Source organism: Streptomyces pyxinicus, assembly GCF_024753135.1.
GTDB lineage: Bacteria > Actinomycetota > Actinomycetes > Streptomycetales > Streptomycetaceae > Streptomyces > Streptomyces pyxinicus.
Window position 1 is genome coordinate 296,504 of the sequence record NZ_JANUGP010000007.1, and the last position, 10,849, is coordinate 307,352.

9 protein-coding genes are annotated in these 10,849 nt (G+C 72.6%); all 9 read right to left on the reverse strand.

Annotated elements, in window-relative coordinates; all coding sequences use genetic code 11:
* Positions 1-21: 21 nt before the first annotated feature.
* The 9 genes from NX794_RS12810 to NX794_RS12850 all read right to left on the reverse strand — a co-directional run bounded on the left by NX794_RS12810 (position 22) and on the right by NX794_RS12850 (position 10,612).
* The gene (locus tag NX794_RS12810) at positions 22-1,029 is read right to left on the reverse strand and encodes an ADP-ribosylglycohydrolase family protein (protein WP_258778587.1); all 1,008 of its coding nucleotides are present in this window, start codon (positions 1,027-1,029) and stop codon (positions 22-24) included.
* A 69-nt stretch (positions 1,030-1,098) separates the two neighbouring features.
* Entirely contained in the window at positions 1,099-2,169 is a 1,071-nt protein-coding gene (locus tag NX794_RS12815) for a pseudouridine synthase (protein ID WP_258778588.1), read from the reverse strand.
* A 13-nt stretch (positions 2,170-2,182) separates the two neighbouring features.
* Complete coding sequence (gene scpB / locus NX794_RS12820) at positions 2,183-2,830, reverse strand: SMC-Scp complex subunit ScpB (protein ID WP_258778589.1); 648 nt, start codon at positions 2,828-2,830, stop codon at positions 2,183-2,185.
* Complete coding sequence (locus tag NX794_RS12825) at positions 2,827-4,053, reverse strand: segregation and condensation protein A (protein WP_258778611.1); 1,227 nt, start codon at positions 4,051-4,053, stop codon at positions 2,827-2,829. Before NX794_RS12825 ends, scpB begins: the two co-directional genes overlap by 4 nt.
* A gap of 351 nt (positions 4,054-4,404) precedes the next feature.
* Positions 4,405-4,956: a hypothetical protein gene (locus NX794_RS12830; RefSeq protein ID WP_258778590.1), complete on the reverse strand. Its 552-nt coding sequence runs from the start codon at positions 4,954-4,956 to the stop codon at positions 4,405-4,407.
* Positions 4,941-6,074: a ParA family protein gene (locus NX794_RS12835; RefSeq protein ID WP_258778591.1), complete on the reverse strand. Its 1,134-nt coding sequence runs from the start codon at positions 6,072-6,074 to the stop codon at positions 4,941-4,943. Before NX794_RS12835 ends, NX794_RS12830 begins: the two co-directional genes overlap by 16 nt.
* Before the next feature lie 413 nt (positions 6,075-6,487).
* Entirely contained in the window at positions 6,488-7,612 is a 1,125-nt protein-coding gene (gene ald / locus NX794_RS12840) for an alanine dehydrogenase (RefSeq protein WP_258778592.1), read from the reverse strand.
* A 135-nt stretch (positions 7,613-7,747) separates the two neighbouring features.
* On the reverse strand, positions 7,748-9,814 hold the full coding sequence (locus NX794_RS12845) for a tetratricopeptide repeat protein (RefSeq protein WP_258778593.1): 2,067 nt from the start codon (positions 9,812-9,814) through the stop codon (positions 7,748-7,750).
* 171 nt (positions 9,815-9,985) lie between these two features.
* Complete coding sequence (locus NX794_RS12850) at positions 9,986-10,612, reverse strand: NUDIX domain-containing protein (protein ID WP_258778594.1); 627 nt, start codon at positions 10,610-10,612, stop codon at positions 9,986-9,988.
* Positions 10,613-10,849 lie beyond the last annotated feature (237 nt).

The following is a 10,849-nucleotide window of genomic DNA, read 5'->3' on the forward strand; positions in this document are numbered from 1 at the left end:
AGGTCTTCGACCAGGGGCCTCCTAAGCGTCCCAGAGTGTGCCCAGTGCCGACAGGTCGTCCCGGTGCTCGACGCGCTCGGTCCAGTCGGCGGGCCAGGCGTCCGCGCCCAGCCAGGCGCCCGCGAAGGCGCCGGTGAGGCAGGCGATGGAGTCGGAGTCGCCGGAGGTGCAGGCGGCCCGGCGCAGGGCGGTGACGGGCTGGTCCGGGAAGAGCAGGAAGCACAGCAGGCCGGTGGCGAGGGCCTCCTCGGCGACCCAGCCCGCGCCGGTGGCCAGGCAGGGGTCGGTCTCCGGGGAGACGGTCCGCACGGCGTGCCGGAGGCGGTCGAGGATCGCCAGACACTCGTCCCAGCCGCGCGCGATGAAGTGCTCGGGGCCGGGGTCCTGGGAGCGGGTCCACAGGTCGCCGAGCCAGGTGTGGTCGTAGCAGGTGCGGCGGTCGAGGGCGTAGGAGCGCAGGCGGCCGACGAGTCCGGCCGGGTCGGTGCCCCGGGCGAGCAGCTGGACGGCGTGCGCGGTGAGGTCGGAGGCGGCCAGCGCGGTGGGGTGGCCGTGGGTGAGGGCGGACTGCAACTGGGCTGCGCCGGCGCGCTGTTCGTCGCTCAGGCCGGGGACCAGACCGATCGGCGCGACGCGCATGTTGGCGCCGCAGCCCTTGGAGCCGACCTGGCTCGCGTCCTGCCAGGGCCGGGCCTCCTCCGTCAGCAGGGCGCAGGCGGTGAGGCAGGTGCGGCCGGGGGCGCGGTTGTTGTCCGGCGAGTGGTACCAGTCCACGAACTCCCGGCGCAGGGGCCGCTCCAGCCGTTCGGGCGTGAGCCGGCCGCGCCGCGAAGCGGTGTCAAGCGCCCGGCCGAGCGCGAGGGTCATCTGGGTGTCGTCGGAGACGAGGGCCCGCCGGGGCAGCTCCATCTCCCGCCAGGGACCGCACGTGGCGAGGATCGAGGGTACGTCGTCGAACTCGGTCGGAAAGCCGAGGGCGTCCCCGAGGGCGAGCCCGAGAAGCGCCCCGGTCGCCGGCTGCTTCGGCATGTGCAACACCGTCCCCCTTTATCGTCATCGTGACAATAAAGGGGAACGGTGAGGAGACGCAAGGCGCGCCTACAGATCGACTTCCTGCATCAGCATGCCGACCTCGGTGTTCGACAGGCGGCGCAGCCAGCCGGACTTCTGGTCGCCCAGGGTGATCGGGCCGAAGGCGGTGCGCACCAGCTTGTCGACGGGGAAGCCGGCCTCGGCCAGCATCCGGCGCACGATGTGCTTGCGGCCCTCGTGCAGGGTCACCTCGACCAGGTAGTTCTTGCCGGTCTGCTCCACCACCCGGAAGTGGTCGGCACGGGCGTAGCCGTCCTCCAGCTGGATGCCGTCCTTCAGGCGCTTGCCGAGGTCGCGCGGGATCGGGCCGACGATGTGCGCGAGGTAGGTCTTCTTCACGCCGTACTTCGGGTGCGTGAGGCGGTGCGCCAGCTCACCGTGGTTGGTGAGCAGGATGACGCCCTCGGTCTCGGTGTCCAGCCGGCCGACGTGGAAGAGCCGGGTCTCCCGGTTGGTGACGTAGTCCCCGAGGCACTGCCGGCCTTCCGGGTCCTCCATGGTGGAGACGACACCGGCGGGCTTGTTCAGCGAGAAGAACTGGTACGACTGGGTCGCCACGGTCAGGCCGTCGACCTTGACCTCGTCCTTCTCCGGGTCCACCCGGCGGCCCTGCTCCAGCACGATCTCGCCGTTGATCTCCACCCGGGCCTGCTCGATCAGCTCCTCGCAGGCCCGCCGGGAGCCGTAGCCGGCGCGGGCGAGGACCTTCTGGAGCCGCTCGCCCTCCTGCTCGGCGCCCGGGAAGGTCTTGGGCGGCTTCACGTCCTTCTTGCCCGCGTACCGCTCCCGGTTGCGCTCCTCGGCCCGCGCCTCGAACTCACGCGACCGCGCCGGGGCCGTACGGCCGCCCTGCCGGCTCTGCTGGCCCTGCTTCGGGCCGCCCTTGGCGCCACCGCGGGCCGAGCCGCCGCGTCCGGACTTGGGGCCGTCCGGGGAGGCGCCGGGGCCGACGTCGTAGCGGCGCTCCTCGGGCCGGGGCTTGCGGGGGCGGCCCTGCCCCTGCCGGTCGTCCCGGTTGTTGCCGGCGCCGCGGGAGTTACCGCGTTCGCTGTTCCTGCCGCTGCCGCTGCTTCGCATCAAGGTTTCCGTCTTAGTCGTCTGCGTCCTGACCGCCGGTCGCGTCGGGCGCGTCCGGGTCGAACGACGGGACTCCCTCCTGGGTCTCCGCCTCGATCGCCTCCGCCTCGGGGAGGAAGGGCGCCAGCTCCGGAAGTTCGTCCAGGCCGCGCAGGCCCATCCGCTCCAGGAAGTAGTTCGTCGTCCTGTACAGGATCGCACCTGTTTCGGGTTCCGCGCCCGCCTCCTCGACCAGACCGCGCTGGAGGAGGGTGCGCATCACACCGTCGCAGTTCACTCCGCGTACGGCGGAGACCCGGCTGCGGCTGACCGGCTGGCGGTAGGCGACCACCGCGAGGGTCTCCAGTGCCGCCTGGGTGAGGCGGGCCGTCTGCCCGTCCAGGACCAGCCGCTCCACGGCGGGGGCGTAGGCGGCGCGGGTGGAGAAACGCCAGCCGCCCGCGACGAAGCGCAGCTCGAAGCCGCGGCCCTGGACGGTGTAGTCGTCGGCCAGTTCGCGCAGGGCGTCCGCGATCTGCCGCCGGGGGCGCTCCAGGATCCGCGCCAGGTGCTCCTCGGTCGCGGGTTCGTCCACGACCATGAGCATCGCCTCCAGCGCCGGCTTCAGCTCCAGTCCGGCGACGTCCTCGGCCCCGGCCGGGACCCGGGTGGTCTCGCTCACGTCCTGCTCTCCTCCTTGAACGGCTCGGACGGCTCGGACGGCTCGGGCGGCCGGTCGAACTCGTCGGTGACCCTCGGCGCCGCGTCCGCGTCCCCGCCCGTCCAGCGCACGGTCAGCTCTCCGAGGGCGGTCTCCTGGTCCAGGGCGACGGCCTTCTCGCGGTACAGCTCCAGCAGGGCGAGGAAGCGGGCGACGACGGTCAGGGTGTCCTCGGTGTCCTCGACCAGCGTCCGGAAACCGACCACGCCCAGCTCCCGCACCCGCGCCACCACGATCCGGGCCTGCTCCTGCACGCTGACCAGCGGGGCGTGGATGTGGTCGACGTAGACCCGCGGCTCGGGCCGGGGCTGCATCGCCTTCACCGCGAGCCGGGCGAAACCCTCGGGGCCGATGCTGATGACGACCTCGGGCAGCAGCTCCGCGTGCGCGGGCTCCAGGCCGACGGTACGGGGATGGCGGCGGGCCTCCTCGTCCATCCGCGCGTTGAGGATATCGGCGATCTCTTTGTACGCCCGGTACTGCAACAGCCGCGCGAAGAGCAGGTCCCGCGCCTCCAGCAGCGCCAGATCGGCCTCGTCCTCCACCTCGGCGGCGGGCAGCAGCCTGGCCGCCTTCAGATCGAGCAGCGTCGCCGCCACGACGAGGAACTCGGTCGTCTGGTCCAGGTCCCAGTCAGGCCCCATGGCCCGGATGTGCGCCATGAACTCATCGGTCACCTTGGACAGCGCGACCTCGGTGACGTCCAGCTTGTGCTTGGAGATCAGCTGGAGCAACAGGTCGAACGGCCCCTCGAAGTTGGAGAGCCGCACCTTGAAGACACCGTCGCCTGGGCTTTCGGGGGCTACGGCGGCTGCCTCAGCGAGACCGATGGGCACTGTGCCCCCGGCAACGGGGTCGCCGACCTCCGCGACGCCTGCGGCGGGCTTCACAGCCTCCGCGACGGGTTCCGCGCCCCTTGCGGGTTCCGCAACCGGTTCCGCGACGGCTGCGACGGAAATCGCCGCCTCGACGACCGGCTCCGCGCCCCAAGCGACGGGCTTCGCCACGTCCTCGGCAGGTTCCGCGCCCCTTACGGGCTCCGTGACCGATTGTGCGACGCCCCCGGCGGAAAATGCGACCTCGCCGGCAGGCCCCGCGCTCCCTACGGCGGGCCCCGCTACGTCCTCGACGAGTTCAGCGACTTCCGCGTCCCTCAGGGGCTCCGCGACCTCCGCGACCGGCATGACCGGTTCCGCGACGCCTGCGGCGGAATTCGCGGCCTCGCCGGCAGACTCTGCGGCCCGTACAGCGGACTTCGCGCCCCAGACGGCAGGCTCCGTGACCTCCACGACAGGCTCCGCGCCCCCAGCCGCGGGCTCCGCTGCCCCCGCAACCGGTTCCGCCACTGCTACTGCTGCGGCATGTTCAGCGCCCCCGGCGGCCGCCTGCGGGGCCTCCGTGGCCGCTTCTGTCGGCCCCGTGACCGCCTGTGCGGGATCGGGCGCGGGAACGCCGGGCCCGCGGCCCAGCGCGCGTCGGCGGCCGGTGTTGGTGGCGGAGGGGTCGGGCGAGGTCATGGCCTTCGCAGGCTACCCCTACCGCCCCCGCAGCCGTCGTACGAGGATGCTCGCGTCCCCGCGGGACTCCAGGTCGGCCAGGACGACCGCGACGGCCTCGCGGACGATCCGGCCGCGGTCGACGGCGAGGCCGTGCTCACCGCGCAGGACCAGGCGCGCGTGCTCCAGGTCCATCAGTTCCTCGGCGGAGACGTACACGGTGATCTTCTCGTCGTGCCGCTCGCGCCCGCTCGGCCGCCGGCCGGAGCCCCGGCCCCGCTTGCGCGGCTGGGCGTCCGCTGCGGCGTCCTCCGGCGTCGCCGACCGGCGCGCGGGCCGGGTACGGGACTCGCCGGCGTCCGCGGACTCCGCGTCGGCCGCCGCGTGCTCCGCGCCCGCTCCGTCCCCGTCCTGGGCCGGCACGGAGTGCGGCGCGTCCTCGGCGGCGGCCGTCTCGTCGCTCTCCCCGGCGGGAGCCGGCACCCGGGCCTCACCGCCCGCTCCACGCCGAGGAGTCGACGGCTGCAGCGCCGTCCCCCCTGTCGTACGGAAGAGTTCGTCGGCCCCCGGCAGACTCACTCGGCGTGACACCGGGCGAGCACCTCCCTGGCGAGCTGGCGATAGGCGGCGGCACCGACGGAGTTGGACGCGTACGTGGTGATCGGCTCACCGGCGACCGTGGTCTCCGGGAAGCGGACCGTGCGGCCGATGACCGTGTGGTAGACGTGGTCGTCGAACGCCTCGACCACCCGGGCCAGCACCTCGCGACTGTGCACCGTGCGGGAGTCGTACATCGTGGCGAGGATGCCGTCCAGCTCCAGCTCGGGGTTGAGCCGCTCCTGGACCTTCTCGATGGTCTCGGTCAGCAGGGCCACACCGCGCAGCGCGAAGAACTCGCACTCCAGCGGCACGATCACCTTGTGCGCCGCGGTGAGCGCGTTGACGGTGAGCAGACCGAGCGAGGGCTGGCAGTCGATCACGATGTAGTCGTAGTCGTCCATCAGCGGCTTCAGCGCCCGCTGCAGCGTCGACTCGCGCGCGACCTCGGAGACCAGCTGGACCTCGGCGGCCGACAGGTCGATGTTGGAGGGCAGCAGGTCCATGTTGGGGACCGCGGTCTTCAGCAGGACCTCGTCGGCGGACATGCCCCGCTCCATGAGCAGGTTGTAGACCGTCAGGTCGAGTTCCATGGGGTTGACGCCGAGACCGACCGACAGCGCGCCCTGCGGGTCGAAGTCCACGAGCAGCACGCGCCGGCCGTACTCCGCGAGCGCGGCACCCAGGTTGATGGTCGACGTCGTCTTGCCGACGCCGCCCTTCTGGTTGCACATCGCGATGATCTTCGCGGGGCCGTGGTCGGTCAGCGGGCCCGGGATCGGGAAGTACGGCAGCGGGCGTCCGGTCGGACCGACGCGCTCACGGCGCTGGCGGGCCGCGTCGGGCGCGAGCGTGGCCGCGTACTCCGGATCGGGCTCGTACTCGGCGTCGGGGTCGTAGAAGTGCCCCTCGGGCAGTTCGTCGTAGTCGGCGAGATGGTTGTGGGGCGCGCCACTTCCGTCGCCGGCCATGGCGTTCACGTGATGGCCATCCATGCTCTGGTGTGCTGTCCCGGCCTTGTGCGGACCGGAACTCTGATGGGCTGCGAAGGTGCGCACAGCGACGGAGCCGACAGCCTCGGATCCCGCGGGACCCCGGCCCCGGACCGGCATTCCTGGGTGACCACCCCCGGGAGAAAATGTCGACTCATTCACAAGTCGTCTTACCTCCTTGGTGACCAGGGAACTTCTAGACAAGGTCAGCGTGGCACCATGCCGACGGTTGGCGACTCTATGGCGTGTCGGCGGTCCGCAGCAACACAATCCGCCGGACCCGGCAGGATGTGTCGGCAATGAAACATCTGGCTGTCAAGGGCGTACGGCCGTCGCACAGCAGGTTTCACCGGTGTGCGAATCGGTCGAAGGGTTACGTTCGAGGCGAGTTGACCGAGAGCCGCAAAGTGACCATACACACATCCGGCCGGACCTTGTCGACAAGGTCCGGCCGGGTGCGCGATGTTGACGTGTCGTGTTGACGAATCAACTTTTGCCGTAAGGCGACTTGGCGGCCCGCCAGATTACGGCGGTCAGGCCAGCAGCGAGGCCAGCTCGATGTGCTCCAGGCCGTGCGCCTCGGCGACCTCCTTGTAGACGACCTTGCCGTCATGGGTGTTGAGGCCCTTGGCGAGCGCGGGGTCGCGGCGCAGCGCCTCCACCCAGCCGTTGTTGGCGAGCGAGACGATGTACGGCATCGTCGCGTTGGTGAGCGCGTTGGTGGAGGTGTTCGGCACACCGCCCGGCATGTTGGCGACGCAGTAGAAGACCGAGTTGTGGACCTCGAAGGTCGGCTCGGCGTGCGTGGTGGGACGGGAGTCCTCGAAGCAGCCGCCCTGGTCGATCGCGATGTCGACAAGGACACTTCCCGGCTTCATGCGGGCCACCAGCTCGTTGGTGACCAGCTTCGGGGCCTTGGCGCCCGGGATGAGGACCGCGCCGATGACGAGGTCGGCGTCCAGGACGGCCTTCTCCAGCTCGAAGGCGTTGGACATGATCGCCTTGACCTTGGTGCCGAAGATCTTGTCGGCCTCGCGCAGCTTGTTGATGTCGCGGTCGAGCAGCGTCACCTCGAAGCCCATGCCGACGGCGACCTGGGTGGCGTTCCAGCCGGAGACACCGCCGCCGATGACGACGGCCTTGGCCGGGGTCACGCCCGGGACGCCGCCCGGCAGCACGCCACGGCCGCCGGCCGCGCGCATCAGGTGGTAGGCGCCGACCTGCGGGGCCAGCCGGCCCGCGACCTCGGACATCGGGGCGAGCAGCGGCAGCGCGCGGCTCGGCAGCTCGACGGTCTCGTAGGCGATGGCCGTGGTGCCGGAGCCGATGAGCGCGTCCGTGCACTCCTTGGAGGCGGCCAGGTGCAGGTAGGTGAAGAGGATCTGGTCCTTGCGGAGGCGGTGGTACTCCTCCGCGATGGGCTCCTTGACCTTGAGCAGCAGGTCGGCGGCGGCCCACACCTCGTCGGCGGTGTCGAGCAGACCGGCACCGGCGGCGACGTACTCCGCGTCCGTGATGGAGGAGCCGAGGCCGGCGCCCCGCTCGATGACGACCTGGTGGCCGTTGCGCACCAGCTCGTGCACGCCGGCGGGGGTGATGGCCACCCGGAACTCGTTGTTCTTGACCTCGCGGGGGATGCCGACCTTCACGTCGATCACGGTCCTTGGCTCAGAGGGTATGGGGGTGCATTACAGACGTACCCAGACATGCCATGGCATACCGGGAGACACCGCAGGGACACGCGGCAGAGCCAGTTTAATGAAGGTGTTGCGGCTGTCTAGCCTTCCATTGCATCAATCTTCGTCGGATGCACTACGGATTTCGCAGGCGATCTCTGCGCTTTCCCGCTGGTCGTCGCCGTTCCCCGGCTCCGCCTCCAGCATGCGCCCGGCCGCCGCGCGGTGCAGCTGGGCCGCGGCGGGGTCGCCGAGGCGCTCCAGGGTGTCGGCCAGCCGCAGCTGCAACGCGGCCTGAAGACGCGCGTCCTCCGCGCGCCGCGCCCACTCCACCGCCTCCTGGCAGGTGCGCAGCGACTCCTCGGGCCGGCCGGCGTACTCCTGCACCCGGGCCAGTTCGCTCAACGCCCGCGCGTGGGCGGCCACATCGCCGCCCTTGCGGTACCCGGCGACGGCCGCCCGCCAGTTCCTGAGCGCCTCGCCGTAGCGGCCCGCGTAGGTGTGCGTGGTGGCGATGCGGCCGTAGAGCCGGGCGGCCTGCTCGCGCTCGCCCCGGGCCAGCCGCTCGGCCAGCGCCCGGCCGAACCAGTCGGCGGCCCGGTCGTAGTCCCCCAGCTCCTGGTAGGCGCCGCCTACGGATTCCATCGCGCGGCCGGTCGCGTACGGGTCGTTCGCCCGGCGTCCGGCCTCCAGGGCGGCGCGGTAGCGGGCCAGCGCGTCCCGGGTGCGGCCGGTGCCCGCGTCCAGGTCGCCGAGGTTCAGCAGGGCGGCGGCCCGCTCCCGGGGCAGGCCGCGCCGGTCGGCGACGTCCAGGACCAGGCCGTGCACGCCGTACAGGTCGGGGGCGGCGGCCTGGGTGCCCTCGTGCGCCACGATCGCCCGGACCAGCTGGGACAGCAGCCGGCGCGCGAGGGTGTCCAGCTCGCCGTCGGCCACCGCGAGCCGGGCGCAGGCCAGCAGGGCGGGCCGGCGCGCGCGCAGCCACTCGGCGGCGGCCCGCGGGCTCGGGAAGCGCACCTCGCGGGGCATCGCGCTCAGCTTCTCGCGCGCCCCCGGGCTGTCCGTCTCGGTGATCGCCCGGCAGGCCTGGAGCAGCCGGACCGTGCGCTCCAGCATCCGGGCCCGGGCCAGCTGGAGTTCGGCCGGCCGTTCGTGGCTCTCGGCCAGGGCGCGCAGCAGCGGGTGCAGGCAGGCGGGGACCGTGTACTCGGGCAGTCCGGAACCGGTCTCGCGCAGCAGGCCGAGGCCAGCCAGCTCCTCCAGGGTCGCGCGGGCGGCGTCGGGCGAGCAGCCGGCCAGCGAGGAGGCGGTGTGCGGGTCGACCAGGCCGGCCGGGGCGAGGGAGAGCAGCCGCAGGGTCCGGGCGGCCGGGCCGGGCAGCTCGGCGTAGACCAGCTTCAGGACGCGGGTGAGCGGGGTGCCGTCGGCGCCGTCGTCGAAGCCGGTGTGCAGCCGCTTGGCCAGGTCGGAGACGGCGGCCTGGGGGCGGGCGGCGAGCCAGCCGCCGGCCAGCACGAGGGCGGCCGGGTGCCCCTGGCAGGCCTCGACCAGGCTCTCGGCGGAGCGCGGGTCCACGGTGACGCGGACCGAGCCGGTGAACGTGGTGAGCAGCTCCACCGCGGACTTGGTGTCGAGACCGCCCAGGGTGCAGGGGCGGACGTCGGAGATCCCGGTGAGCGGGCCCCCGGACACGGCGACCACCAGGCTGTCGGGGGCCTCCGGGAGCAGCGCGTCGACCTGGTCGGCACCGGTCGCGTCGTCCAGCACGAGCAGCACCCGGCGGCCGGCGAGCGCGGTGCGCAGGGCCTCGGTCAGGTCGTCCTCGGCGGCTCCGGCCGGGGCGGGCAGGTCCAGCGCGGCGAGCAGGCCGCGGGCGGTGCGCTCCAGCGGGACCGGGCGGCCGTCTGGGTCGCTGAGCCGGGCCCGCAGGACGCCGTCCGGGTAGCGTTCGGCGACCTGGCGGGCGAGTTCACCGGCGAGCGCGGTGCGGCCCGAGCCGGGGCGGCCGGCGATGAGCAGCACGCGCGCGCGGGGCGCCTTGCGGCCGGAGAGGGTGTCGAGTCCCGCGCGCTCGATGTCGGCGCGCAGTTCCTTCAGCTCCCGGGTGCGCCCCAGGAAGGGGCCGTCCGCGGCCGGGTTCGCGGACAGCCGCAGGTCGTCTGTGTCCACCGCCTGATCCGTCACGGGCCACACTCCCGTCCCACCGCACGTGCGAGCCCGCCGGATCTTCCGGTACGGGCGTTCGCTGAGCCTAGTTCACGCTCTGCGACGTTCCGTGAGGAGCGCGGCGGACACGTCCCCCGATCGGATCAGGCGATGGTCACACCAATACGGGACCGGGTGGGTCAAGAGCTGTCAGGAGCTGAAGGGGCGCGCCGGCCAGGGCGCGTCGGCCGGGCGCAGCGCGTCCAGACCGTCGCCGCCGCGGGCGGCGACCAGCGACAGGACGCCGACGACCAGGCAGTTGTTGTGCACGTCGCCGGCGAGCACCCGGCGCACCAGCTCGTCGACCGGCACGCGCGCGTGCTGCATGTCGGTCTCCTCGTGCTCGGCCGCGAAGCGCTCGCCCTCCGCCTCGGACAGGTCCCGGGCGAGGAAGATCCGTACGGCCTCGTCGCAGCCGCCGGGCGTGGTGTAGACGTCGGTCAGCACCCGCCAGTCCTCGGCCTTGACGTGCGCCTCCTCGTACAGCTCGCGCTGGGCGGCATGCAGCGGGTTCTCCCCGGGCACGTCGAGCAGGCCGGCCGGGATCTCCCACAGCTTGTGCCGCACCGGGTGGCGGTACTGGTTGATCAGCAGGACCCGGTCCTCCTCGTCCAGGGCGAGGACGGCGACGGAGCCGGGGTGGACCTGGTAGTCACGGCGGGCCACCGAGCCGTCGGGCATGACCACGTCGTCGGTGCGGACGGAGGTCTTGTTGCCGGTGAACGGGGTCGCGCTCGCGCGGATCTCCCACTCCTCGGCGGTGTCCTTGATCGTCATGTGCCCTGTTCCCTCCACACGTGCACCAGTGGCCGGGGCGCGCTCGCTGCGAACGCGCGCGCCCCGGCCACCGTACCGCTCTCGTGCTACTGCGCGATCTTCCGCTCGACGGCGGCCTTGACCAGGCCCGCGAAGAGGGGGTGGGGGCGGGTAGGGCGGGAGCGCAGTTCGGGGTGGGCCTGGGTGGCGACCAGGTAGGGGTGGACGTCGCGGGGGTATTCGACGTACTCGACGAGT

Coding starts and splice junctions, on each gene's coding strand:
- NX794_RS12825 (WP_258778611.1), bottom strand. CDS start 4,053: ATGCCGGTCGCGGAGGTCGCGGAGCCCCTGAGGGACGCGGAAGTCGCT.
- NX794_RS12835 (WP_258778591.1), bottom strand. CDS start 6,074: ATGCCGGTCCGGGGCCGGGGTCCCGCGGGATCCGAGGCTGTCGGCTCC.
- NX794_RS12810 (WP_258778587.1), bottom strand. CDS start 1,029: ATGCCGAAGCAGCCGGCGACCGGGGCGCTTCTCGGGCTCGCCCTCGGG.
- NX794_RS12815 (WP_258778588.1), bottom strand. CDS start 2,169: ATGCGAAGCAGCGGCAGCGGCAGGAACAGCGAACGCGGTAACTCCCGC.
- NX794_RS12850 (WP_258778594.1), bottom strand. CDS start 10,612: ATGACGATCAAGGACACCGCCGAGGAGTGGGAGATCCGCGCGAGCGCG.